This is a genomic window from Ruminococcoides intestinihominis, from assembly GCF_040096285.1.
Lineage (GTDB): Bacteria > Bacillota > Clostridia > Oscillospirales > Acutalibacteraceae > Ruminococcoides > Ruminococcoides intestinihominis.
The window spans coordinates 1-26,358 of sequence record NZ_JBBMEY010000007.1 but is presented as its reverse complement, the minus strand read 5'-3'; the positions used below and the strand labels follow the sequence as shown (position 1 = coordinate 26,358).

24 protein-coding genes are annotated in these 26,358 nt (G+C 34.3%); 23 read left to right on the top strand and 1 reads right to left on the bottom strand.

Features of this window, described 5'->3' with window-relative positions; all coding sequences use genetic code 11:
* Positions 1-32: 32 nt before the first annotated feature.
* Positions 33-1,733, bottom strand: coding sequence for a glycosyltransferase family 39 protein (locus WMO18_RS03060; RefSeq protein ID WP_211147481.1), 1,701 nt, complete (start codon positions 1,731-1,733; stop codon positions 33-35).
* Positions 1,734-1,920: 187 nt separating this feature from the next.
* On the opposite strand from WMO18_RS03060, the gene rimM reads away from it, so the two are divergent.
* From rimM to WMO18_RS02945, 23 genes are all read left to right on the top strand, one after another.
* Positions 1,921-2,433 (top strand): ribosome maturation factor RimM, encoded by a 513-nt coding sequence (gene rimM / locus WMO18_RS03055; protein WP_211147482.1) that lies wholly within the window; start codon positions 1,921-1,923, stop codon positions 2,431-2,433.
* A complete protein-coding gene (trmD, locus tag WMO18_RS03050) occupies positions 2,423-3,160 on the top strand; it encodes a tRNA (guanosine(37)-N1)-methyltransferase TrmD (protein ID WP_022505092.1) in 738 nt (245 codons plus the stop codon). The genes rimM and trmD overlap by 11 nt, the downstream gene beginning before the upstream one ends.
* A gap of 268 nt (positions 3,161-3,428) precedes the next feature.
* Entirely contained in the window at positions 3,429-3,695 is a 267-nt protein-coding gene (locus tag WMO18_RS03045; RefSeq protein WP_022505093.1) for an HPr family phosphocarrier protein, read from the top strand.
* Positions 3,696-3,761: 66 nt separating this feature from the next.
* On the top strand, positions 3,762-5,594 hold the full coding sequence (uvrC, locus tag WMO18_RS03040) for an excinuclease ABC subunit UvrC (protein ID WP_348982012.1): 1,833 nt from the start codon (positions 3,762-3,764) through the stop codon (positions 5,592-5,594).
* Positions 5,595-5,634: 40 nt separating this feature from the next.
* Positions 5,635-6,183 carry a 16S rRNA (guanine(966)-N(2))-methyltransferase RsmD gene (gene rsmD, locus WMO18_RS03035; RefSeq protein WP_211147483.1) on the top strand — a complete coding sequence of 183 codons (549 nt, stop codon included), beginning with the start codon at positions 5,635-5,637 and terminating at the stop codon, positions 6,181-6,183.
* 30 nt (positions 6,184-6,213) lie between these two features.
* A complete protein-coding gene (gene coaD / locus WMO18_RS03030; protein WP_211147484.1) occupies positions 6,214-6,702 on the top strand; it encodes a pantetheine-phosphate adenylyltransferase in 489 nt (162 codons plus the stop codon).
* 1 nt (position 6,703) lies between these two features.
* Positions 6,704-7,159, top strand: a complete 456-nt coding sequence (locus WMO18_RS03025; protein WP_138157048.1) for an ATP synthase subunit B family protein — start codon at positions 6,704-6,706, stop codon at positions 7,157-7,159.
* A gap of 259 nt (positions 7,160-7,418) precedes the next feature.
* Positions 7,419-7,835 carry a division/cell wall cluster transcriptional repressor MraZ gene (locus WMO18_RS03020; RefSeq protein WP_022505098.1) on the top strand — a complete coding sequence of 139 codons (417 nt, stop codon included), beginning with the start codon at positions 7,419-7,421 and terminating at the stop codon, positions 7,833-7,835.
* 2 nt (positions 7,836-7,837) lie between these two features.
* Complete coding sequence (gene rsmH / locus WMO18_RS03015; RefSeq protein WP_211147485.1) at positions 7,838-8,761, top strand: 16S rRNA (cytosine(1402)-N(4))-methyltransferase RsmH; 924 nt, start codon at positions 7,838-7,840, stop codon at positions 8,759-8,761.
* A gap of 236 nt (positions 8,762-8,997) precedes the next feature.
* On the top strand, positions 8,998-9,495 hold the full coding sequence (locus WMO18_RS03010; protein ID WP_211147486.1) for a cell division protein FtsL: 498 nt from the start codon (positions 8,998-9,000) through the stop codon (positions 9,493-9,495).
* A gap of 113 nt (positions 9,496-9,608) precedes the next feature.
* On the top strand, positions 9,609-11,858 hold the full coding sequence (locus WMO18_RS03005; RefSeq protein ID WP_248004665.1) for a penicillin-binding transpeptidase domain-containing protein: 2,250 nt from the start codon (positions 9,609-9,611) through the stop codon (positions 11,856-11,858).
* Positions 11,859-11,898: 40 nt separating this feature from the next.
* On the top strand, positions 11,899-12,930 hold the full coding sequence (gene mraY, locus WMO18_RS03000; protein ID WP_211147488.1) for a phospho-N-acetylmuramoyl-pentapeptide-transferase: 1,032 nt from the start codon (positions 11,899-11,901) through the stop codon (positions 12,928-12,930).
* 33 nt (positions 12,931-12,963) lie between these two features.
* Positions 12,964-14,187 carry an FtsW/RodA/SpoVE family cell cycle protein gene (locus tag WMO18_RS02995; RefSeq protein WP_248004666.1) on the top strand — a complete coding sequence of 408 codons (1,224 nt, stop codon included), beginning with the start codon at positions 12,964-12,966 and terminating at the stop codon, positions 14,185-14,187.
* Between the two features lie 13 nt (positions 14,188-14,200).
* Positions 14,201-15,316 carry an undecaprenyldiphospho-muramoylpentapeptide beta-N-acetylglucosaminyltransferase gene (murG, locus tag WMO18_RS02990; RefSeq protein WP_211147489.1) on the top strand — a complete coding sequence of 372 codons (1,116 nt, stop codon included), beginning with the start codon at positions 14,201-14,203 and terminating at the stop codon, positions 15,314-15,316.
* Positions 15,317-15,383: 67 nt separating this feature from the next.
* Positions 15,384-16,637 carry a UDP-N-acetylglucosamine 1-carboxyvinyltransferase gene (murA, locus tag WMO18_RS02985; RefSeq protein ID WP_022505105.1) on the top strand — a complete coding sequence of 418 codons (1,254 nt, stop codon included), beginning with the start codon at positions 15,384-15,386 and terminating at the stop codon, positions 16,635-16,637.
* An 18-nt stretch (positions 16,638-16,655) separates the two neighbouring features.
* Positions 16,656-18,038 (top strand): cell division protein FtsQ/DivIB, encoded by a 1,383-nt coding sequence (locus tag WMO18_RS02980; protein WP_211147490.1) that lies wholly within the window; start codon positions 16,656-16,658, stop codon positions 18,036-18,038.
* 202 nt (positions 18,039-18,240) lie between these two features.
* Positions 18,241-19,341 carry a cell division protein FtsZ gene (ftsZ, locus tag WMO18_RS02975; RefSeq protein WP_022505107.1) on the top strand — a complete coding sequence of 367 codons (1,101 nt, stop codon included), beginning with the start codon at positions 18,241-18,243 and terminating at the stop codon, positions 19,339-19,341.
* A gap of 236 nt (positions 19,342-19,577) precedes the next feature.
* Entirely contained in the window at positions 19,578-20,438 is an 861-nt protein-coding gene (locus tag WMO18_RS02970) for a Rossmann-like and DUF2520 domain-containing protein (protein WP_211147491.1), read from the top strand.
* Positions 20,428-21,264: a 3-methyl-2-oxobutanoate hydroxymethyltransferase gene (gene panB / locus WMO18_RS02965; protein ID WP_211147492.1), complete on the top strand. Its 837-nt coding sequence runs from the start codon at positions 20,428-20,430 to the stop codon at positions 21,262-21,264. Before WMO18_RS02970 ends, panB begins: the two co-directional genes overlap by 11 nt.
* Position 21,265: 1 nt before the next feature.
* Positions 21,266-22,111, top strand: coding sequence for a pantoate--beta-alanine ligase (gene panC, locus WMO18_RS02960; protein ID WP_211147493.1), 846 nt, complete (start codon positions 21,266-21,268; stop codon positions 22,109-22,111).
* 160 nt (positions 22,112-22,271) lie between these two features.
* Positions 22,272-23,525: a fibronectin type III domain-containing protein gene (locus tag WMO18_RS02955; RefSeq protein ID WP_367286304.1), complete on the top strand. Its 1,254-nt coding sequence runs from the start codon at positions 22,272-22,274 to the stop codon at positions 23,523-23,525.
* 32 nt (positions 23,526-23,557) lie between these two features.
* Complete coding sequence (locus WMO18_RS02950; protein ID WP_367286303.1) at positions 23,558-24,817, top strand: fibronectin type III domain-containing protein; 1,260 nt, start codon at positions 23,558-23,560, stop codon at positions 24,815-24,817.
* A gap of 33 nt (positions 24,818-24,850) precedes the next feature.
* The gene (locus WMO18_RS02945) at positions 24,851-26,074 is read left to right on the top strand and encodes a fibronectin type III domain-containing protein (RefSeq protein WP_211148622.1); all 1,224 of its coding nucleotides are present in this window, start codon (positions 24,851-24,853) and stop codon (positions 26,072-26,074) included.
* Positions 26,075-26,358: the final 284 nt, after the last annotated feature.

Genomic DNA, 26,358 nt, shown 5'->3' with positions numbered 1-26,358 from the left:
GAGTCAGTTTTTGCTTTTGTTAATTTAGTTTATTAAGATTGTCTCGTTTTGCTGTCAATCTTAAAGATAACTTTCTTGAATTTGTCACCGAGAGTTTCTTTTTCACTGTCACTGTTATTGTTAAAATTCTTTGGCTTAACAAGTAGATATAGACCGTATGATGAGAACATAATCATTACAATAAAGTATGTAAGTACATATTGGCTTTTACCTTCAAATAATGTGTGGTAAATAAAACCACCGGCAAGACCTGTTAAAATCATAATTGTTTCAGCTGAACATCTCTTTTTGATTAATCCTGCAACACCAATTGCAAAGAGAATAAATGTAATCATCTGGAAGAAATCAAAGTAGTCATATAGGAACTTATTTATCTTGCCATTGTAAATACTGTATAGTGTTGTATTTTCCTTAACTTCACCAAAGTAATGACCCTTAACTTGGCTTACCCATAAACTTTCATATGATGGTTCATTCCATTGTGAAAGAATTTTCTTGCTAAAGAAATTGTTTCTGTAGTGAGAGTCTTGCTTAAATTTATTAAGTCTTTCTTTAATATCTGTCTTAGCCCATGTGTCAGCTTGTTTATTATCTAAGTTAGCATTTAAGAACTGTGACTTAGCCATATCGTTGTACCAACCGGGAGCCATAGCAGATTCATTTAAACCGGCATCTAAGTAAAGAATTTGGTCAACACCTTTACCAAGGTCAACACCACTTCTCTTTTCGTAACTCATAATAACTAGGTTAAATGAACCAACAGAAATCAAAACTACAAATGCAATAGAAACAAAGTGTAACCACTTTTTATTCTTAATAATATAAATTAGAAGTGCAATACAAATAGCAGCCAGCCAAATCATATTGTTGTACTTTGCTACAACTGAAAGTGCCATTAGTAATGACGCAGGTAGTAGGTTTAAGTAGTTGCGTTTTTCTTCACTTTGCATAAATCTGATTACAAAGTAACAAGCCCACATTGCTGATGCAATACCGATAATATTACCGTAAACAAATGTTGTGAATAAAATACCCTGAATACAACCGGCTAACATAAACACTGTAATAAATGTAACTGACTTACTCTTAAATAATTTTTTACTGATTGCTACAATAGCAATGTAAAGAGCAGTTAAAGCCAGTACATTAAATACCTGCATTGGCATTGAAGTTGTTGTACCGAAAATTCTGTAAACAATTTCACTGATAAACACAAAACCAAGTTGGAATGGATAAATCTTGTAGTAACTAACATTGTTATAGAAGGTATCATTACTTGCCTGGAATGATTGGTAGTTACCTTTTGCTGCTTCCATAGCAGTTTGAGTAACTGTGCCTGAGTCAGCAGCAGGAACACTCTGTGCCATAAATATCCATATAAATCCAAGTGTTATGGTGTAAACCGAAAGTCCAACTACTAATGCTAAATCGGAAACTTTCTTGAAAACATTGGCGTATCTGCTTAGTGCAAAGACTAACAAGAAGAATCCACCAAGTAAAAAGAAGTTCATTACCAGGTCATCATAGTTAAACTGTATAACTTCTCCACCAAAGTTAGCACTGTCAAATTCACTGGTTTGTAATACCGACATTATTGCCACATAACCAAAGAAAATAAAGCAAAGAATTGTGATACCATATGAGCATATAGTTTCAAAAAGATTTTGCTTTTTTAGGTTAGGGGCAACTACCTTTTCCCTTTTATTAGAAGGAAGTTTTTTTGAATTGTCCATAATAAAAAATCCTTTTCTTTTTTCTACTTATAAATTATATCTAAAATATAACATAAATTCAAGTGAATATTGAATGTAGTTGTGATTTGTGTTAAAATATCCTAAAAGTATGGGTATTATTTATATATGATATAAAGATAATTGAAAAAAAGATAATAAGAATACTTAAAATAATAGGAGAGATACTATGATTAAGGAATATCTTGAAGTAGGTAAAATTGTAGGCACTCACGGTATTAAGGGTGAGTGTAGAGTAGAATTGTGGTGTGATGGTGGTGACTTTTTTAGTTGCTTTACAACACTTTATCTTGATAAAGACGGTAAGAAAAGTATTTCTGTAAAAAGCAGACCTCATAAAAATATTGCACTAATGAAAATTAAAGGTATTGATAATATTGACGATGCAATTCCTCTTGTCGGTAAAGTTCTGTATATTAACAGAGATGATTGTCCACTTCCTGAAGATGTGTATTTTGTACAAGATATTATCGGTTGTGAAGTTAGAGATATAAATGACGGTACTGTATACGGTAAAGTTACAGATGTACTCTATACCGGTGCAAATGATGTTTATGAAATTAAAGCAAGTGACGGCAAAACTTACTTAATGCCTAAGATTGATGAAATTGTTAAGGAAATTAATGTTTATGAGGAGTATATTCTCATTGAGCCTATGAAAGGACTATTTGATGAGGATTGATTTGATAACATTGTTTCCGGAAATGTGTGAAACAGTTTTAAACGAAAGTATTTTAGGTAGAGCTCAAAAGAAAGGTGTACTTGAAATCAACACTCATCAGCTCAGGAATTTTGCCTTTGATAAACATAAGAGAGTTGATGATACACCTTATGGTGGTGGCAAAGGTATGCTGATGAAAGCAGAACCTATTGCACTATGCTTTGAGAACATTTGTGAACAAGTTGGTGAAAAGCCTTACTTTGTGTATATGTCACCACAAGGCAAAACTCTAAATCAGCAAAAGCTAATTGATATTTCAAGTCATAAGAATGTTTGTGTATTGTGTGGTCACTATGAAGGTGTTGACCAAAGAGTACTTGATGAATATGTAGATGAAGAAATTTCTATCGGTGACTATGTATTAACCGGTGGTGAATTACCTGCACTTGTATTTATTGATGCACTTTCCAGAATGACAGAGGGTGTACTTTCCGATACAGTTTGCTTTACTGATGAAAGCCACTATAATGGACTTCTTGAATGTCCACAATATACAAAGCCACAGGTGTGGAGAGATAGAGAAGTTCCACCTGTACTATACAGTGGTCATCATGCTAATGTGGATAAATGGCAGAAGGAACATTCCTTAATCAACACATATAATAAGCGACCTGACTTGTTAGAAAAGAAAGAGTTATCAAAAGAAGATAAGGAATTTTTGAAAAATTATATAAACTCACTAAAGTAGTTTTGTAATATTGGTTATAACAAATTAAATTCTTGTGATGTAATAACAAAAATGTGTTGTTGTTTTCGTCGGATTGCACAAGAAACAGATTTTTATTTTCTTTTCAAATGTGTAGTGAAACAAATTTAAAAAATAAGGTTGATTTAGTTGTTTTCTAGGGTTATAATACACTTATTGAATGTGAAAATTTGCTTATGATGTTTCGATTTTATAAGCAAGATTTGATAAATTTTAGGTTTTTATTCACTGACAAGAGAGGGATTTAGGCATGTATGTAAAGGAAGTTTTAGTTCAGAACAAAGCAGGACTAAGAGGTAGACCTGCAACATTTTTTATTCAGAAGGCTAACGAATATAAGTCAACTGTATGGGTAGAAAAGGATGAAAGAAGAGTAAGTGGTAAGAGTCTTCTTGGTGTTTTATCCCTAGGTGTTGTTGGTGGTACAACAATTAAGATTATTGCAGATGGTCCTGACGAAAAGGATGCAACAGAAGGTATTGTTGCTCTTGTAGAATCAGGTTTCACTGGTATGTAATTTTTGACTTTCATTATGGGTGGTTAGTTTTTAACCACCCTTATTTTTTTATTGTGAGGTGATATTGTGAATATTAAAGAATTAAGAAAAAAGGCAATGGCTTTACCACTACTTCCCGGAGTATATATAATGAGAGACAGAAGTCACAATATCATTTATATCGGTAAAGCAAAGGCTCTAAAGAACAGAGTCAGTCAGTATTTTGGTAGCCAAAATAACCATCAAGAAAAAGTCCGTAGAATGGTCAGTAATGTTTATGACTTTGACTATATTATTACTGACAGTGAGTTTGAGGCTCTTATCCTTGAATGTTCATTGATTAAGCAAAATACACCTAAGTATAATATTCTTTTAAAGGATGACAAGGGCTATAGCTATATTAAAGTCAGTAGTGATAAGTGGAGAAGAATCTCCTATGCTTTACAACAGGATGACCCAAAGGCAACATATATCGGACCTTATAAAAGTTCCTATTATGTTAAGAATGCCATTGATGAGGCAATAAAGATTTTTCAGCTTCCTACTTGCAACAAGAAGTTTCCTGAAGATTTTAGGAAAACAAGACCTTGTTTAAATTATCATATAAAGCAATGTTGTGCACCATGTAGAGGAAAAATGTCATTGGCAGAATACAACGAGCATATTGACTCTGCGTTAGAATTTTTAAAAGGTGGTACAACAGAGTCTATTGCAAAAATGACTGAAGAAATGAACAAAGCTTCAGAAAATCTCGACTTTGAATTAGCTGCAAAAATTCGTGACAGAATAGCCTCAGTTAAGAAAATGAATGATAAGCAAAAGGTAGTTGACATTAAGGTTGATGAACAAGATGTAATTGCTTATATTACCGATGGTGACAAAGGTACATTTGAAGTATTTAGATTTAAAGACGGCAGGCTTTTTGACAGAGAACATTTTATGGTTGATAACGGTGAGAATGAAGAAGAATTAATGGCTGAGTTTATCACCCGTTACTATACAATCCGAGATGATGTTCCAAAACAGTTAACACTGGACAGAGAGATTGAGGACAGTAAACTTCTTACTAAGTGGCTTAGTGAAAAGAAAGGTTTAGCAGTTCATATTGTTGTACCTAAAATCGGTGACCAAAAGCACCTTGTAGATATGTGCAAGAAAAATGCAATTGAAAGACTTGCCCAAACTAAAGGCAGTACTACCGGTGAATATGGTGTGCTGGAAGAACTTAAAGAAGTTTTAGGACTTGATAAAATTCCTGAATATATTGAATCATACGACAACAGTAACCTTAGTGGTAGTGAAAATGTTTGTGGTATGGTAGTTTATGAAAATGGCAAGAAAAATAAAAAGGCATATAAAAAGTTCAAGATAAAAGGCTTTGAAGGTCAGGATGACTATGCAAGTATGGCAGAAGTTATTGACAGAAGACTTGATGAATATGAAAAAGCAGAAGAGCCTGTTGGATTTGGCAGAAAGCCTGATTTAATCTTGCTTGATGGTGGTAAAGGTCAGGTAAATGCAGTATTGCCTATACTGAAGAAACATAACATTGACATACCTACTTTTGGTATGGTTAAGGATGACAGTCACCGAACAAGGGCAATTGTTTCAGATAAGGGTGAAATTGCAATTAGCAGAAAGAGAAAACTGTTTACTTTTATCAGTAAAATGCAGGATGAAGTCCATAGATTTGCTATTGGTTATCAGCGACAAAGAAGAAGTATGAACACCTTTAAAAGTTCATTAACCGATATTCCGGGAGTAGGTACTGAAAGGGCAAAAGCACTTTTAAAACACTTTAGAACTATTAAAAATATCAGCGAAGCTGATTATGAAGAATTACTTAATGCACCTAAAATGAATAAGGTTTCTGCCGATAGCGTTTATAATTATTTTCACAATGAAAATAATAGTAATTGAGTTTTTCTTTTATATATGTTAGAATTACGGTGGTGATATTATGAGAGTTATTACAGGAATAGCAAAAGGTACAAGACTGAGAACTCTGGAGGGTAATGATGTAAGACCTACCACAGACAGAGTAAAGGAAGGTATCTTTTCTGCTTTACAATTTGGAATAGAAGGTAGAACTTTTCTTGATTTGTTTGCCGGTAGTGGACAAATGGGAATTGAAGCTATCTCAAGAGGTGCAAAGAAAGCTGTATTTGTTGACAATAGCAAAAAGTCTTTGCAAGTAGTAAATGAAAATATTGAAAAATGTAAATTTCAAGATAAATCAAAGGTTGTTAACGGCTCAGCAGTAAGTTTCTTAAAGATGAATAAAGAGAAGTTTGATATTGCTTTTCTTGACCCACCATATAGACAAGGATTGCTTGAAGAAGTACTGCCTTTGGTATTTGAAAATATGAAAGAAACCGGTGTTGTACTATGTGAACATCCTGTTGATGAAAAAATAATTGAAAAATATTCTAATTTTAGCCTTGACAGAGAATATCGCTATGGTAAAATAAAGGTAAGCAGTTTTTGTTACAAAGAAAATATTGAGTAGTTCGTACTAAACTTGGAAAGAGGAAAAAGAATGGATAAAATAGCAATTTGTCCGGGTAGTTTCGATCCGGTAACCCTTGGACATATTGATATTATAGAAAGAGCATCTAAGATGTTCAACAAAGTTATTGTTGCCGTTATGGTTAATCCAAATAAACAACCAAGTTTTTCTATTAACGAACGAATTGATTTGTTAAAGGAAGCGACAACACATATCAGCAATTTGGAGATTGTATCTTTTGATGGTCTTTTGGCAAGTTATGCAAAGGAAAGATCAGCAGTTACAGTTGTTAAGGGGTTAAGAGCTGTATCTGACTTTGAATATGAATTTCAAATGGCTTTAACAAACAAAAAACTCAATCCCGATTTGGAAACTATCTTCCTAACTACCAGTGCAAAGTATATGTACTTAAGCTCTAGTATGGTTAAGCAGGTAGCATCCTTCGGTGGGGACATTAGTGATTTTGTTCCGGCTTGTTTGTATGACAAAATATACAGTAGATTAAAAGGAGTTAATTAAGATGAGAGTGGAAGACCTAATCAATGAGTTAGAAGATATGATGAACGATGCAAAGGTTCTACCTTTAACAGGTGGTAAGGCTGTTGTAGATACAGAAGCAGTTCTTGATATTCTTGACGACATTCAGGATGCACTACCGGGTGAAGTTAGACAGGCTAAGAGCATTGTTGCCGATAGAAGCCAGATTCTTGCTGAAGCTAAGAAGGAAGCAGAAGAAATTATCCGTGCCGGTGAAGAAAAGAAGAAGCAGTTAGTTGCTGAAGATGAAATCACAAAACAGGCACAGGCTCAGGCTGCAGACATCCTAAGTGATGCGAAGAAGAAGTCTTCTGAAATGAAGAAAGCAGCTAACGGTTATGTTACTGACCTAATGAAGAGAGCTGATGAAACTCTAACAGATTTAACAAACGAAATTCGTAAGACTCGTCAGGACATTCAGGCTCAGAAGAAAGACTGATTTAGAAAATAATTGAGATTTTTAACCACTACGAAAGTAGTGGTTATTTTTTTGCCTAAAACAATATTTTAATGCCAAAACTCATTATGTGAACAGTTTGAAAATATAAAGAAATTGTTACAAATTCCTTGCAATATCATTACAAGTAGTATATAATGGTTCATATAGAAGTGGCATTTGGTGTCACAATAGGACACTTGGTGTCGATAAGTGATTTCTGTGTGTCATATTTAATTAATAATGGAGGTGGCAGTTTAATATGTTTTCCGGTACAACAGTTCATTCAGTTGACGCAAAAGGCAGAATTGTACTGCCACAGAAATTCAGAGAAGAACTTGGCGAAGAATTTTATGTAACCAATGGCTTTTCTGAAAATATACAGATTATGTCTGTTGATGAGTTTAATCGTCTAAGAGAGCAGATAAGGGAGCTACCTGCTAACAAAGCTATGGCACTTCAATATTTGCTTTTATCTGCAGCAACACTAGTTAGTCCAAACGGTCAGGGTAGAATTCAAATTCCCCAAAAATTGCGTGAGGACAGCGCCATCCAAGGTGAGGCTGTAGTTGTTGGTATGGATAGTCGTATTGAAGTATGGAACAAAGATAAGTTCGATGCATTTATGGCTAAACAACGCCAAGAACTTGAAGATGCTCTTCAGCTTATTAAGTTTTAATTATGGAATTTAATCACATTTCAGTTCTTCTCAACGAGTGTATTGAGGGACTGAACATTAACCCTAACGGAATTTATGTTGACGGTACAGCAGGTGGTGGCGGTCACTCAGCAGAAATTCTAAAGAAACTTGATTGTGGCAAATTGATTTCTATTGACAGAGATCCGGATGCTATTACAACAATTTCCGAAAGATTTAAAAATGAGCCAAATTCAATTATTATAAATGGTTGTTTTGGTGATATGAAAAAGCTATTAAATGACAGAGGTATTTATCAAGTAGATGGTGTTCTTCTTGATATTGGTGTTAGTTCTCATCAGTTAGATACTGACGAAAGAGGTTTTAGCTTTCATAAGGATGCACCTTTGGATATGAGAATGAGCCAAAGTGGTACTTCTGCCGAAGATTTAGTAAATGACTTAAGTTATGAAGAACTTAGAGATATTATATATCGCTATGGTGAAGATAAATTTGCACCATCTATCGCAAAGGGTATAGTTAAAGCAAGAGAAGAAGAAAGAATTACTACTACTCTTCAACTTGCTGAGATTATTAAGAATTCTGTACCTCAAAAGGTTAGAAGAGAAGGTCATCCTGCAAGAAAGACTTTCCAAGCACTTAGAATTGAAGTAAATGGAGAACTTACTCAGCTTGAAAACGGTCTTGATGAAGCATTTGAAATGCTAAGTCCAAAGGGCAGACTTGCAGTTATTTCTTTCCACTCACTAGAGGATAGAATAGTAAAGCAAAAGATGGCATCTTGGTGCAAGGGTTGTACTTGCCCAAAGGACTTTCCGGTATGTGTTTGTGGAAATGTACCAAAGGCAAAGCTGGTAAACCGTAAGCCTATAGAGGCTACACAGAAAGAACTGGACAAAAACCCTAGAAGTAGAAGTGCAAAGCTAAGAATTTGCGAAAAAATTTAGGTAAAGTGACAGTTTTGTAGTATTTCCCTAGACAAAGCACCGTATATGTAGTAAAATATATCAGTGGTGTAATTATAGTTACAAATATCTATAGATAGTGTAACAAAACAATTACAATAAATATATATTGAGATTTTAATTACTACGAATAAGTAAAGATTATGAGAAGAAAGAAATTTTAAGGTACTATATATAGTATTTTAAAAAAATGAAGAATTGGTTATATAGGTGAATAAATGGCATTTTTGAGCAGTAATAATGCTTATGACATTTCTGTTTTTGAAGATGAAAATCTTGAAAATCAGGACTTACATAAGAAAAATAAGGTAGTAAAAATACCTAAGAAAAAATTTGAACAAGCAAAAAGACGCAAACGCAATCCTTTGAAGTTAACTGTTGGCTTTTTGTTTTCTGCAGTTGTTGTGGCAGTAGTTGGTATGATTATTTATAGTCAAGTTCAGCTAACAGAATTAAATCAGAAAATTTCAGAAGCACAGGAAACATTAGAAAATAGCCAGAGTGAATATACTCAAATGCAAATGAATGTTGATGCTAAATACACAACTTCTATTATTGAGGAATATGCACAGGATAAACTAGGTATGACTAAAGCGAACAGTAGCCAAAAGGAATTTGTGGATTTATCTAGTGGGGATAAAGCTAAGGTTGTTGAAAAAGAGGATAAAAGTATTTTTGATACTATAGTAGATTGGATATCCTCAATTTGGTCATAACCCTTAGGTTTGTGTAATAAGATTATAGAGGGTACAAGAGTTGAGATTTTAATTATCTTAACTCTTTTTCCGTATTTATTGATATGAAAGAGATAAGAAAGGAGCAAGACCAGTTGGCTAAGAATGTAAAAGGCGTAAATCAAAAGTTAAGACATAGAACAATGATTCTTTTGGTTATTATTTTGGTTATTGGTTTTGGTGCTGCTACTTGTAGACTTGCATTTTTGCAAGTGGTTAGGGGAGAAAGTTTAAGCCAAAAGGCTGTTGAACAACAGTTACATGATACTGAGATTTCAGCAAAACGAGGGACTATCTATGATAGAACCGGTAAAGTATTAGCCCAGAGTGCTTCGGTATGGCGAGTTGTTATGGCTCCTGCTAACTTCAAAACTGATGAACAGAGAGAGTATGTAGCTAAAAATCTTTCAAAAATTCTTGATTTGGATTATGATGAAGTTCTAAAGGAAACTAAAGAAAATTCATATTATGTTAGCATTAAGCGAAAGATAGAAACAAAAGAAAGAAATAAAATTTTAAAGTTACAAGATACTTTAAGCAAAAAATATAAGCTGGAAAATGTTATTCAGCTACTTGATGACTACAAAAGATATTATCCTTATAACGAATTAGCTTCTTCAGTAATCGGTTTTACCGGTGAAGATGACCAAGGTCTTGAAGGTCTTGAGTATCAGTACAATAAGTATTTGTCCGGTACAAGTGGCAGACTTATTTCAGCACGAAATTCACAAGGTGTTGATATGCCGTTTGCATATGAACAAAGTGTTGATGCTAAAGACGGTAACAACCTAGTTCTTACTATTGATGAAACAGTTCAAGCTGTTGTTGAAAAGTATATGCAACAGAACATCATAACCAATAAGGTTTATAACCGTGGTTGTGCTATTATGATGGATGTTACAAATGGTGAAATTATTGCTATGGCTACAGTTGGTGGCTTTGACCTTAACGAACCTTATACAATAGCTGATGAAACAAAGCAAAAAGAAATCAAAGCTATTACAGATGAAAAGAAAAAGAATAAAGCCTATAATGAGGCTTTAGCTGAACAGTGGCGTAACAAAGCTATTTCCGACACATATTATCCGGGTTCTGTATTTAAGATTATTACTTCTGCTATGGCACTTGAAGAAGGTGTTGTAAATGCAGATACAAGCACTTTCAACTGTACCGGTTCTATGCAAGTAAGTGATAGACTTATCCACTGTCATGACTGGAACGGTCATGGTACACAGACTTTTGAACAAGCAATTATCAATTCTTGTAACCCTGCATTTATGCAGATTGGTGCAAAAGTAGGTGCAGCAAAGTTCTGGGAATATTATCAAGCATTTGGTTATTCAGAATTAACAGGTATTGACCTACCGGGTGAAAGTGACGACCAGTTCTTTACACCGGACGGTTCAATGGGTGTTGTTGACCTTGCAGTTGCTTCTTTCGGTCAAGGCTTCTCAATTACTCCAATTCAGATGATTACTGCCGTATCAGCAGTTGCAAACGGTGGTAACTTAGTTCAGCCACATGTTGTAAAGCAGATTCAGGACAGCAACGGTAATGTTGTACAAAACTATGATACAAAGATTAAGAGAAAAGTTGTATCAAGTAGCGTATCTAAAACATTAAACACAATTTTACAACACAACTCAGAACAGGGTGGTGTAAAATGTGGTTATGTTGCAGGTTACAGAGTAGCCGGTAAGACAGGTACATCAGAAAAATTGGTAGATAGTAATGGTGATGGTGTAGAAGACTACATTGCGTCTTTCCTAGGTTATGCTCCTGCAGATAACCCAAAATATGCAATGCTAATGTTCTTTGATACTCCTACAGGTGATAACTACTATGGTTCTGTTGTAGCAGCACCTGTATTCTCACAGATTATGGAAGAAGTTTTACCTTACTTAGAGGTTGAAACAGAATATACAGATAGTGAAAGAGAAAATCTAGATGCTATTGCCGGTCAGTATGTTGGTCTATCAACAGAAGATGCACAACAACAGATTTCCGATGAAGGACTTACACCGGTAGTTAAGGGTTCAGGTAGCAAGGTTATTGCTCAAATGCCGGAATCAAATTCTACTGTACCAAAGGGTGGAACAGTTGTTCTTTATACTGACAAATCTTCGGCAAAAGAAACGGTAGAAGTACCTAACTTACTTGATATGAGCTTAAGTGATGTAAACAGTGTTGCTTCTCAGTATGGACTGAATGTCTCTGTTAAGGGTACTTCAAGTACAAGTGGTGACGGTATCTCTACAAAGCAAAGTATAGCTGAGGGTACTAAGGTTAGCGAAGGTACAGTTATTACAGTTACCTTCTCGCCACAAAGTGGTATTGCAGAATAATAAATTTTTTATATAAAAGATGTTAAAATGAGGTGTTAGAATGACAACAGGATTATGGGAACTTGTGGGTGCAGTTGTTGCATTCGTTCTTTCAGCAGTAATAGGAAGATTTTTGATTCCAATTTTACACAAATTAAAGTATGGTCAGACAATTCTTGATATTGGACCATCTTGGCATAAGAAAAAGCAAGGTACTCCGACAATGGGTGGTATTATGTTTATCATTGGTATTGTTGTTGCAACAGTAATTGCAATTCCTTGTTTATCAATTTTCGGTGATATTTATGAACCAACAGGTTATTCTTATAACAAAGAGGTTCTAATGGTGTTTGTTAGCCTAGGTATGGCTGTACTTTACGGTGCAGTGGGTTTCCTTGATGACTATATTAAGGTTGTTAAGAAGAGAAACCTTGGTCTAACTGCTAAGCAGAAACTAGTGTTCCAATTTGCAATTGCTATTGCATTCGTTGTAATCAATGCTTTCTTTGGTTATGGCGATACAACATGTATTCCTTTTGCAGGTACTGTTCATATGGGCAACTTTGCAATTATCTACCACATTATCAGTGTAATTGTTATTGTCGGTGTTGTTAATGCAGTTAACCTAGCTGACGGTATTGATGGTCTTGTTGGTTCTGAAACATTCTTTGTTGCTATTTTCTATATGATTATTTCAAGCATTATGACTTCTCCTGCAACAGGTGTTTTATCAGCAGCAGTAGCCGGTGGTTGTCTAGGTTTCTTACTATGGAACTTTAACCCTGCTAAGGTATTTATGGGTGATACAGGTTCACTGTTCTTAGGTGGCATTGTTTGTGCATTGGCTTATTCAATGAATATGCCGGTTATCCTAATTCCAATGGCACTAACTTATCTACTTGAAATGCTATCTGTTATCCTTCAGGTAACATACTTCAAAATTACACATGGTAAAAGATTATTTAAGATGAGTCCTATCCACCATCACTTTGAAAAGTGTGGTTGGAGTGAAACAAAGATTGTTGTAGTATTCAGTGCATTTACAATTGTTGTTTGTGGTATTGTTACTGCATTAGTAATTTTAGGACTTTGATACTTCATATAATATAGGGAGGAGGAGAACTTAATGTCATCAGAAACTTTAAAAAGAATGTCAAACGAAAGACAAAGATATGATAGCCGTGGCAGGACAAGAAGAAAAAATGCTCCTCCAAAAAAGAGAAAGAGAATTTCTTTCTCGATTGGTATGGGTATTGACTTGCCTTTCCTAATTATTCTATTAGTTCTTCTTGTAACAGGCCTTATAATGATGTTTTCAGCATCTTATGCAGTTGCATATTATAATCAGGGAGACAGTTTCTTCTTCTTGAAAAGGCAGTTAATATTTGCAGTTATTGGTTTTGTGCTTATGATGGGTATTTCCTATATTGACTACCATAGCTTACATCATTTATGTTATGTATTCTTAGGACTTTCCTATTTGGCACTATTTCTTGTATTATTGTTGCCACCGGTAAACAATGTTCATAGATGGATTGGTGTCGGTGGTTATGGTATTCAGGCTTCGGAATTTTCAAAATTTGCAATTGTGCTTTTCTTGGCACATTGGGGAAGTCTTTACTATGATAAGATGAGTACCATTAAGTATGGCGTTGTTCCTGCACTTGCAGTATTTGTCAGTACTGCAGTTTTATTGGTGCTTGAACCTCACTATTCAGGTATTGTAATTATTCTATTACTTACAGTTGTAATGCTTTACCTAGCAGGTATTAACACAAAATGGATTGCTGTTGCCGGTGTGGCAGTTGTAATTGCTTTCTTGATTGCTTGGGTAACCGGTCTTCTTTCTTATGCTATGACAAGAATGGAAGGTTGGGGTCAGGCTCTTGAATATACAACAGAAGATATGTGGCAAACAACTTGGCAGACCAGAAACAGTCTTTATGCAATAGGCTCAGGTGGTCTTTTCGGTTTAGGTCTTGGTAACTCAAGACAAAAGTATGGTTATCTGCCTGAACCACAGAACGACTTTATCTTTGCAGTTGTATGTGAAGAACTTGGTTTAGTAGGTGCAATAGTAATCTTAATTATCTTTGCAGCACTTGTATATAGAGGTGTAAAGATTGCACTGAAAGCACCGGACAGATTTGGTAAACTACTTGGTATTGGTTTGATTTCACAGATTGGTATTCAAGTTATTCTAAATATTTTTGTTATTACAGACTGGTTGCCTAATACAGGTATCAGCTTACCATTCTTCTCTTATGGTGGTAGTTCTCTGGTTGTATTGATGGCACAGATGGGTGTAATACTTTCGATTTCAAGACACTCTAATATTGAAAAAGCATAATGAGGTGTAAAATATGAGAATTTTATTTGCCGGTGGGGGTACAGCCGGTCACATTAATCCGGCACTTGCTATTGCCGGATACGTAAAGAAACAAATGCCGGAAGCAGAAATCCTTTTTGTTGGTAACAAGGGTGGTATGGAAGAAAGACTTGTTCCACAGGCAGGCTTTGACTTTAAGCAAATTGTTATTAGTGGCTTTAAGAGAAGTTTTAATGTTAAGGCAATCGGTCACAATGTTAAAACAGTAAAGAGAATGTTTACAGCCTCTGCTGAGTCAAAGAAAATTATTAAGGAATTTAAACCTGACCTTGCAGTTGGTACAGGTGGCTATGTAAGTGGTCCTGTACTTCGTACTGCAGCAAAGATGGGTGTTCCGATTATTATACACGAACAAAACGCTTATCCGGGTGTTACTACAAAGATGCTTTCTAAGTTAGCTAAGAAAGTTATGTTAGCTATTCCTGATGCTAAGAAACACCTTGATCCTAACCTAGATTATGTTATTACAGGTAACCCTGTAAGACAGGAAATCCTTTCTGCTAACAGAGAAAGTGCCAGAGCAGAACTTGGACTTGATGAAAGACCTGTTGTTCTATCTTTTGGTGGTTCTTTAGGTGCAAGAAAGATTAACGAAAACCTAGCTGACCTAATCGCAAGAAGTGGTAAAGACGGTAAGTATCAGCATATCCATGCTTATGGTCAATACGGTAAGTGGTTCCCTGATTTAGTTAAAGAGAAAGGTACAGACATTTCAAAGTGTCCTAACCTTGATATTAGAGAATATATTAACAATATGGCAACTTGTCTTGCTGCTTGTGATGTGGTTGTATCAAGAGCAGGTGCAATTACACTTTCAGAAATCCAAGCACAGGGCAAACCGGCAGTACTGATTCCATCTCCAAATGTTGCTGAAAATCATCAGTATCACAACGCAATGGCTATGGTAAACAAAAAGGCTGCTGAAATTATTGAAGAAAAGGATTTAATTCCTGAACTTCTAATTGAAAAAGTTGATAAGCTACTTGAGAGTAGTGCTACTCTTGAAGAATATAGCAAAAATGCCAGAAAGATGGCTATTGTTGATGCTAATGAAAGAATCTTTAGTGTTATTAAAGGTATTCTAGGCTAACACATTTTTGAAACACCAACATAAAATATGTAGAAATAGTTTCAGTATTTTATAAAGGGTGTTGTAATTGGCTAAGTTTATAGTTGATGGTAACAGACGGTTGCAAGGTGAAGTTGATTTGCAAGGTGCTAAGAACAGTGCATTGCCTATTATCTCGGCAACTCTCTTGTGCAGTGGTGAAAGTGTAATTCATTGTTGTCCTATTATCAGTGATATTAATGCATCAATACAGATTTTACGGTATCTTGGTTGTAGTGCAAAACTCAGCGACCACACACTTATTGTTGATAGCAAAGATATGAATAGGTGTGATATACCGGAAAATTTGATGAATGAAATGCGTTCATCTATTGTATTTTTAGGTGCAATAATCGCAAGAAAAGGAAAGGCAAAGTTGTACTTCCCCGGTGGATGTGAATTAGGTCCAAGACCAATTGACTTGCACCTTTCTGCACTTAGAAAAATGGGTGTTATTATTGATGAAAGATATGGACTTATCACTTGTAGAGTAAAAGATAAATTACATGGAGCAAAAATTGCTTTGCCGTTCCCTAGTGTAGGTGCTACTGAAAATATTATCCTTTCTGCCGTTTTGGCAAAAGGTACTACAATAATCAGTAACGCTGCCAGAGAACCGGAAATTGTTGATTTGTGTGATTATCTTGTTAAGTGTGGTGCTGAAATATATGGTGCAGGCGAAAGCACAATTTATATTTATGGTGTTGATAATTTAACTCCAACAGTCCATACTATTATTCCGGACAGAATTGTTGCTTCAACCTTGATGGCTGCTTCGGCAGTTACCGGTGGTGAGTTAATACTTAACGGTATTATCAGTAGCCACCTTGACGGAGTTATTCCTCTGTTTGAGGAGGCCGGTTGCAATATAAAGGTGAGAAACAGTAAACTTAAGATAGATAGTCCAAACAGACTAAAGCCCTTTAAATCTGTAAGGACAATGCCTTATCCCGGTTTTCCGACTGATGCACAAGCAGTTATGATGTCTGTTGCAACAGTTGCTAAGGGTACAACTGTATTTGTTGAAAATATTTTTGAAAGCAGATACCGTCATGTTGAGGACTTAACACGATTGGGTGCTAATATAAAGGTAGCCAACAAGGTTGCAGTTGTTGAAGGTGTAGATAGATTATTTGGTGCTAAGGTAGTAGCAAAAGAACTAAGGGGTGCTGCTGCTTTGGTTGTTGCTTCTTTAAAAGCAGAGGGTAGAACCGAAATTGAAGGAATTAAGTACCTTGAAAGAGGATATGAAGACCTAGAGGTTGTACTGTCAAGTTTAGGAGCAAATATAAGGAAAGTATAGAGGAAAGAGGTGTGAAAATTGGCTGATGCAAAAAAGAAAATTGAAAAGAGCAGAAAGAAAAAAATAAAAGAAGAAAAGAAAAGAAGGGAAAAAGAAAGAAAAGCTGAGCAAAAGCGAAGAGATCAAGCAATTAAAAGAGCCAATAAAAAGAGAAAGAAAAAGTTAAAAGAAGATGTAATTACACCTCGTAAAGATGTAAGAAAAATTGATACAACAAAGAGAAATACCAGAAAAGACAGATATTCCGGAAGTAATGACTTTTTAGGTGAGAATATTGTTGACCAGTCAGCTTATGATGACAACAAATATCTTGACAAAAATGATTTACGCAGAATGAGAAGAAAGAAAAATCCGGCAAAAAGTATAAATACTAAGAAAAGTCGTAGATGGAGAATGATAATTACATATTCAGCCTTGGTGGCTGTTGTAGTTGTAGCCGGTATTACACTTTCTTTAACAGTATTTTTTAAGACAGCTAATTTTGAAATTGAAGGAGATACAAGGTATTCTAAGGAACAACTTGTTTCTGCTTGTGGTATAAAGGAAGGTGAAAATATTTTCTTAGCCAACAAGAAGTGGGCTGAAGAAAATATTAAAAATACTTTCCCATATGTACAAAAGGTTGATGTTTCTTTTGGTTTGCCTGACAGAATCGTAATTGATGTTACTGAGGGCGAAGCAAGTTATATGGTTAAACACGACAAAGAGTATTGTACAGTTTCTAAGGAAGGCAGGATTCTTGATAATTCCAACAAAAAGGTAAAGGGACTGCCAATTCTAAAAGGTGCAAAACTTAAGTCCAATACTCCCGGTGACTATGTTGAATATAGCAACAAGGCAGTAGGACAGTCACTTACAGAAATTGTCACTTCACTTAACAATAATAAACTTGAAGATATAACAGAAATCAATGTATCAAAAAGTGCAAACTTAACCTTTACTTATGATAATAGAATTCTTGTAAAACTTGGTTTACCGGAAAATATTAATTATAAAATCAAAACAGCAAAGGTTATTATTACAGAAAAGCTAGACCCAAATAATCAAGGTGTTATTGAGGGTACTTTGGATGTAAGTTCTTGTTATGATACAAAGAGAAGTTACTTTAACGAAGACTCTATTGTAGATAAGGCTGATAAATCAGACGATACAACCACAACTACTACAGAACCAACTACAGATGCAAATTCTTATGTTGATCCAAATGGTTATAGTACTGATACAAGTGGTGGTGTAACTGACTATGGTACAGGTAACAGTACCGATTATGGAACAGATTACGGCACAAACTATGGCACTGGCTACGGCACAAACTATGGTACTGATTATGGTACTGACTACGGTACAGACTATGGTACAGGTTACGATACAGGTTATGGTGACGGTACACTATACAACTAAGTTAAATATTTACTAAAATAATAAGTAATATATTGACGAAAAAATTACTATATACACCATATGTAGTTATACTTTTTGAAATTTAAGATAAAGCACAAAATTACTTGATTTTTTCCGTATTTTATGATACCTTATATAATAGTAATTGTGTCTATTTAAAGCATTATGTATTAGATATATAGGAAACAAGGAGGAAGTTTAAATGGCTTTTGAGTTAGAAAATGAACCAATGAATTATTTACCAGTTATTAAAGTTATCGGTGTCGGTGGCGGCGGCGGTAACGCTATCAACAGAATGGTTTCTAGTGAAGTTCAAAATGTTGAATTTATTGCTATAAATACAGATGAACATGTTCTTCAGTTCTCTAAGGCTGACAAGAAAGTTCAGATTGGTGAAAAGATTACAAGAGGTAAGGGTGCAGGTTCTCTTCCAAGTATCGGTCAGCAGTCAGCTGAAGAATCAAAGGAAGAAATTGCAGCTCTACTTAAAGATACAGATATGGTATTTGTTACTGCCGGTATGGGTGGTGGCACAGGTACAGGTGCTGCTCCTGTGGTTGCTCAGATTGCTAAAGAAATGGGCATCCTAACTGTTGCAGTTGTTACTAAGCCTTTTGCTTTTGAAGGTAAGAAGAGAATGGCTCAGGCTGAACAGGGTATTCAGGAACTTGCAACATCTGTTGACTCACTGATTATCGTACCTAATGAAAGACTAAAGTACTTTAGTGACCAGTCAATCACTCTTAAGAATGCATTTAGCATTGCTGATGATGTTCTTCGTCAGGGTGTTCAGAGTATCTCTGACCTAATCCTTGTTCCGGGTCTTGTTAACCTTGACTTTGCCGATGTTACTGCTATTATGAAGAATGCAGGTTATGCTCATATGGGCATCGGTAAGGCTTCCGGTAAGGATAAGGCTACACTTGCTGCTGAACAGGCTATTTCTTCACCATTACTAGAAACAGCTATTGACGGTGCTAAGGGCGTTATTATTAATGTTACTGCTTCTGCTGATATTTCACTTGAAGATATTGATATTGCTTCTACAATGATTTCTAACAAGGCTTCTGAAGATGCAAACATCATCTGGGGTGCTGTTATCAATGAAAATATGGAAGACGAAATCAGCGTTACAGTTATTGCTACAGGTTTCAACGGCGATAAGGATGAAGATAAGATTCCTGCAAAGCCGGTTACTGCTACTGCTCCTGTAAGTAGCACACCTGCATCTACTCCGGCTCCAAAGGCTGAAGATGATGATGACGATACTTTCTATGACATTATGTCAATCTTTAATAAGTAATTGATTTTAAACTTAAACTCCTCACATTGTGGGGAGTTTTATTTTGCCTTTTTCTGTAAAATTATTTAGTGTAAAGGTATATTTTTCTTTACTTTTTTTCTTTAGAATGTTATATTATATTTTGTGGACTGTATTCTTATGAAATAGTACCACATACAATGTTTTTTAATATCCTTTTATAGCTTATATCCGTAAGGAATGGGACTTTGGGTGTCACCTTGAAAGTAGGTGATTTTATGAAAATTGGATTTGTAGGAGCAGGTAAAGTTGGATTTACTTTGGGAAAATATTTTCAGAGTAAGGGTATATCTGTTGTTGGATATTTTAGCAAAAATATCTCTAGTGCAAAGGAAGCATCAAGTTTTACAAACACAAGTTGTTTTGAAAGTATAAACGATTTGGTTAGAAGTTGTGACGCTCTTTTTCTTACAGTTCCGGATAATAATATAAGAGATGTATATTCTTCTCTTTCAAAACAAGCAATCAAGGGAAAATTAATTTGCCATTGTAGTGGTGTTATGTCTGCTAAAGAGGCTTTTGATGATGCAGAAGATTTTGGTGCAATGATATGTTCAGTCCATCCGTTATTTGCAATTAGTGACAAGTATAAGTCATATTGTGAAATAGCTGATGGCTTTTTTTCTGTGGAAGGCTCAGCCCTTGGTGTTAAGTTAGTTACAGATATTCTTAAAAAGTGTGGTAATGATTTTCAAGTTATTGATAAATCTATGAAACATAAGTATCATTTGTCAGCTACTATTGGTAGTAATCTTGTGGTAGGACTACTTGATTTTTGTATTTCTACTTTAGTAGATTGTGGATTTACAAGGGAAAACGCTCTGAAAGCACTAACTCCAATTGTAACTAACAATGTTAAGAATGTTATGGAAAATGATGTAGTAAGCAGCTTAACAGGACCGGTAGAAAGATGTGACACTAATACAGTAACTAAGCACTTAAACTGTTTAAGTGGTGAAGAAAAAGAAATTTATACTTTGCTATCAAAAAGAATTTTAAATATTAGCAAAGTAAAAAATGAAAACCGAGATTATAGTGAATTACAGGTACTTTTGAAAGGAGCAGAAAATGAAAAATAATGTTTCAACTTTTGCAAAGATGAAGGCAAAGGGAGAGAAAATCTCAATGCTGACTGCTTACGATTATTCAACTGCAAAAATTATGGATAATTGTGTAAACGGTATTTTGGTAGGTGATAGCCTAGGTAATGTTATGCTAGGTTATGAAGATACACTTTCAGTTACAATGGAAGATATGATTACCTTTGGCAGTGCAGTATCAAGAGCATGTAAAAATGCAATGGTTGTTGTTGATATGCCTTTTATGTCTTATGAAGTTTCTGTTGAACAAGCAGTAATGAATGCCGGTAGACTAATGAAAGAGGCTAGAGCAAATGCAGTTAAACTTGAGGGTGGCGTAGAAATGTGCGACCGTATCAAGGCTATTACTAATGCAGGTATTCCTGTAATGGCTCATATCGGTATGACACCTCAAAGTGTAAATGCTTTTGGTGGCTTTAAGGTTCAGGGTAAAAGTATTGACGGTGCAAGAAAAATGGTAGAAGATGCTTTAGCAGTAGAGAAAGCCGGTGCTTTTGCAGTAGTTATTGAATGTGCACCAACTGAACTTTGTGAATATATTACTGAGAAGCTAACTATCCCTACAATCGGTATCGGTGCAGGTGATGGTACAGATGGTCAGATTCTTGTATATCAAGATATGTTGGGTTTGTTTAGTGACTATGTACCTAAGTTTGTAAAGAGATATGAACTTCTTGGTGACAAGATGGTAGATGCTTTTAAGCAGTATGATAAGGAAGTAAAGAATGGTTCTTTCCCTGATAAAGACCATAGCTTTGCAATAGATAAAGAAATTATTGATGAATTAAGGAAAGAAGAGAAGTAAAATGACAGTAGCAACAAAAATCAGTGAAGTTCGTCAGCAAGTTAAGGATTGGAAGAGAAATGGACTAACAGTTGGTCTTGTACCAACAATGGGTTACTTACATGAAGGTCATGCAAGTCTTATTAAAACATCTGTTGAACATTGTGACAAAACAGTTGTCAGTGTTTTCCTAAACCCAACACAGTTTGCACCTAATGAAGACTTAGAGTCTTATCCTAGAGATTTTGACAATGATAAAAAATTATGTGAAGAAATGGGTGCTGACCTGGTTTTCCATCCTGAAGTTTCTGAAATGTATGATGAGGATAGCAGTACATTTGTAGAAATTCTATCAGATATGCCAAAGCAACTTTGTGGCAAAACAAGACCAATTCACTTTAGAGGTGTTTGTACTGTTGTTTCAAAGTTATTTAACATTGTAACTCCTGACAGAGCATTCTTTGGTGAAAAAGATGCTCAGCAACTTGCAATTATCCGTAAAATGGTTAAGGATATGTCCTACGGTATTGAAATTATCGGTTGCCCTATTGTTAGAGAAAGTGATGGCCTTGCAAAGTCAAGCAGAAATACATACCTAAGTGATGAAGAAAGAAAGGCAGCTTTGTGTCTATCAAAAGCAGTAAACCTTGGTAAAGAAATTATTGCTAATGGTGAAAAGAATGCTGAAACTATACTTTCAAAAATGAAAGAACTTATTAATGCTGAACCACTTGCAAAAATTGACTATGTTGAGGCAGTTGACGGTGTTACAATGAACCCTGTTAAGGAAATCAAAGAAAACACCCTAGTTGCTATGGCAGTTTATATCGGCAAAACAAGATTGATTGACAACTTCTCAGTTAAATAATGTAAAATAATATTACATTGTTTGTACAACTTTTATAAAATTTAATTAAAATATTCTACGCTTAGTAATTTATTTTTATTTAAAATACTTCCATTTTGTACCATAATATAGTATAATGTGCTTACAGAGATACAATTTTTATTTGTAAAAGGAGGTACTTATGAAAAGATTACTAAGCGTTTGTCTTTCTTTATGCATTATGGTGTCTGTATTTGTTTCATTTGATATTACTGCATCAGCAAAGACAAATTTGAAGAAAACTACAGTTTCAGCTAGTAACATTTCAAACGGTATTAATGTTAGCTGGAAAAAGGTTTCCGGTGCAAAAAGCTATAAATTATATAGAAAAGCATCCGGTGCAAAGAAGTATTCAGTTGTTAAAAAGACTAACAGCAAAACTGTAAAGTACCTTGATAAAAAGGTATCAGCCGGTAAGACTTATTCTTATCAGGTTGTTGCAGTTAAAGGCAAAGAAACTTCAAAGTCAAAGACAAAGTCTATCACAAGATTACTAGCACCAAAGAATGTAAAGGTTCAGTCATATGCCAGTAAAACCGATTGTACCTTAAAGGGTAGCAAAGCTGATTATGTTTTTGATAATGTTTTCACTTTTGACTCAAAATTAGGGGTAAAGATAACTTGGAATAAGTCTAAAGGTGCAAATAAATATGATATTTACCGAAAAGTTGATAACAGTAAAAAGTACAGAAAAATTAAAACTGTAGGTAATATTTCAACATATGTGGATCGTGAATCTTTTTTTAGTGTAGTAAATCTTAGTTATAAAGTTGTAGCAAGAAAAAATACTTCAGCAAGTGATTATAGTACTACAAGAAAAATCTGTTATGTTGAACCTTCATATATATTTACATATTCTTTATCAGATGAATTATTGGTATCATGGACTCAAGTGGCAGGTTGTGACGGTTATAAGTTGTATCGTTCATTAACAGGAAAAGCCGGTTCATATTCTTATATCGGTAAATACACAACAAAAGAATATAAGTATGAAGAAAAGAATGCTGAATTAGGAAAAACTTATTACTACAAACTTGTGGCTTATAAAGGTTCAAATAATTCTGTTGGCTTAACAATTAAAGAAAAGTATGAACCTGTAACTACAGTGAATTTAAATGTTGGTGATACTAGCGATTCTGTTCAAAAGCAGTTCAAAAAGACCTTAGCAAAAATAAATAAAGACCTAAAGAGAAATATGTCGGACTTGTATCAAGAGGTAACTTTTGATAAAATTATGGAATCAATTAGAATTGAATCAAAAGATGAAAAGGTAGCAACCGTTTCTAAGGACTATATTATTACAGCAGTATCACAAGGTACAATAAAAGCCCCTATTATTCAGAAACTAGGAAATTTTGAGCTTGAAAAAGGTTTCATCCTAATTAATGTAAACTAATAATTTTTATTATAAATTTTCAGGAGGTACTTATGAAAAGATTACTAAGCGTTTGTCTTTCTTTATGCATTATGATGTCTGTATTTGTTTCATTTGACATTACTGCATCAGCAAAGACAAATTTGAAGAAAACTACAGTTTCAGCTAGTAACATTTCAAACGGTATTAATGTTAGCTGGAAAAAGGTTTCCGGTGCAAAAAGCTATAAAGTATATAGAAAAGCATCCGGTGCAAAGAAGTATTCAGTTGTTAAGAAAACTAACAACAAAACTGTAAAGTATCTTGATAAAAAGGTTTCAGCCGGTAAGACTTATTCTTATCAAGTTGTTGCAGTAAAAGGCAAAGATTATTCAAAGTCAAAGACAAAGTCTATCACAAGATTACTAGCACCAAAGAATGTAAAAGTTCAGTCATATGTAAAGAATAACTATTATGTAGATAAGAGTTATATTGATATAGATAGTGCAAAGCTATTTGTTGATGATCCGGGTGAACCTGACAACAATGTAATGGGTGTAAAAATTACATGGACAAAGTCTAAGGGTGCTAATAAGTACGATATTTATAGGAAAATTGTTGGTGGCAAGTTTGAAAAAATCAAAACAACAGGTAATACATCAGCATATGTTGATGAGGATATTTATTATATAGATGATGATAGTTACAAAGTAAAAAAGTGTTACTATAAAGTTGTAGCAAGAAGAAGTAAATCAACCAGTTCATCAAGTACTGTAAGAAAAATTACTTATATTGACCCAATGAAAGTTTCTACTGAGTCTTATGCAAGTGGTATGTTCTTAGGTTGGGGTTATAGTGTTAATGAATGTATCGACGGTTACAAAATATATCGTTCAACAAATGGTAAAAACGGTAAGTATTCTTTAATAGCTAAACTTTCAAAAAACACATTAGAATTTACTGATAAAAATGTAGAATTTAATAAAACCTATTATTACAAAATGGTTGCATATAAAGGTTCATTAAATTCTGTTGCAATAATAACAAAAACTCAGTATAAACCAATGAAAACAGTTAATGTTTCTGTTGGAGCAACTGATGATTCAGTTAAGAAGAGCTTTGAGAAAGCAATTAAGCGTTCTGATTTAGGTGATACTACAGTAGATGATTTAAAACCATATTTAAGGTTTACTTCATTAAACAAAAAAATTGCAACTATTTCACGAGATTTTGTTGTAACCGGTGTTTCAAAGGGTCAAGTTAAAGCTAAGTTTGATTTATTGTTAGATGATAAGAGTTATGAAGCCGGTTTCATCCTAATTAATGTAAACTAATAATTTTTTATTATAAATTTCAGGAGGTTAATTATGAAAAGATTATTAAGTATTTGTCTTTCACTATGCATTATGGTGTCTGTATTTGTTTCATTTGACATTACTGCATCTGCAAAGACAACAATGAAGAAAACAACAGTATCCGTTAGCAACATTTCAAGTGGTGTTAATGTAAGTTGGAAAAAGGTTTCCGGTGCAAAAAGCTATAAAGTGTATAGAAAAGCATCCGGTGCAAAGAAGTATTCAGTTGTTAAAAAGACTAACAACAAAACTGTAAAGTATCTTGATAAAAAGGTATCAGCCGGTAAGACTTATTCCTATCAGGTTGTTGCAGTTAAAGGCAAAGAAACTTCAAAGTCAAAGACAAAGTCTATCACAAGACTACTTGCACCACAGAATGTGAAGGTTCAGTCTTATGTTAAGAATCCTGATTGTACAATAGATGTTAATGACGTCTTAAGTAGTGGTTCTCTTGACGATTTTGATGATTTTGATGATAATATCTATGGTGTAAAAATTACATGGACAAAGTCAAAGGGTGCTAATAAGTACGATATTTACAGAAAAGTAGGTAACGGTAAGCTAAGCAAAATCAAGACAACAGGCAACACTTCATACTTTGTTGACGAAAATCTTTATGATGTAAAAACTTGCTACTATAGAGTTGTTGCAAGAAGAAATAATTCAACAAGTGCTGTAAGTGCAACAAGAAAAATTACTTATGTTGAACCAACAGATATTTCTGCTATGGCTTTAACAAAGGGTATGTATATTGATTGGAGTAAAAATGACGGTTGTGATGGTTACAAACTATATCGTTCAACTAACGGTAAGTATGGCAATTATACATTAATAAGCAAACTGTCAAAGAATAAATCTTCTTATACAGATACTAAGGTAGAAATGAATAAAACATACTACTATAAGATTGTTACCTATAAAGGCTCAGCAAACTCTGTAGCTATGTTAACAAAGGCTCAGTACAAAGGTGTTATGACTGTTAATGTTAATGCCGGTGCAACTGATGATTCTATCAAGAAAAGCTTTGAACAAGCTATCAAACAAACAGGTGGAATGATTACATTTGACCAATTAAAGTCAGTGCTAAAGATTACTTCATTAGATGAAAGTATTGCTACTGTTTCTGATGATTATGTTGTAACAGGTGTTTCAGCAGGTCAGGTTAAGGCTAAGGCTCAGGTTTCTATGTTAGGTATGAATGAAGAAATCGGCTTTGTTCAGATTAATGTAAAATAATTCTATCTAAGTTAAAAGAATTTTAAGTCTAAAGTTTTTAATTCTAAAGGCACTTCATTTGAAGTGCTTTTTCTTATACCTATTTTGTGAGATAAATTTGGGTTTGTCTTTTTTATTTTGATTGTGGGTTAAGGTAAATTTGTTTTAAATTTAATTGTCTATAAAGAAAAATTTATAGTGAGATTATGCATTTTAAATCATATATAACTATGACTCACAGGTGTAGGGTCAACACTATTGAACCGTTACAAACTATCCTAAATAAAGGTATTATGCCCTATGTA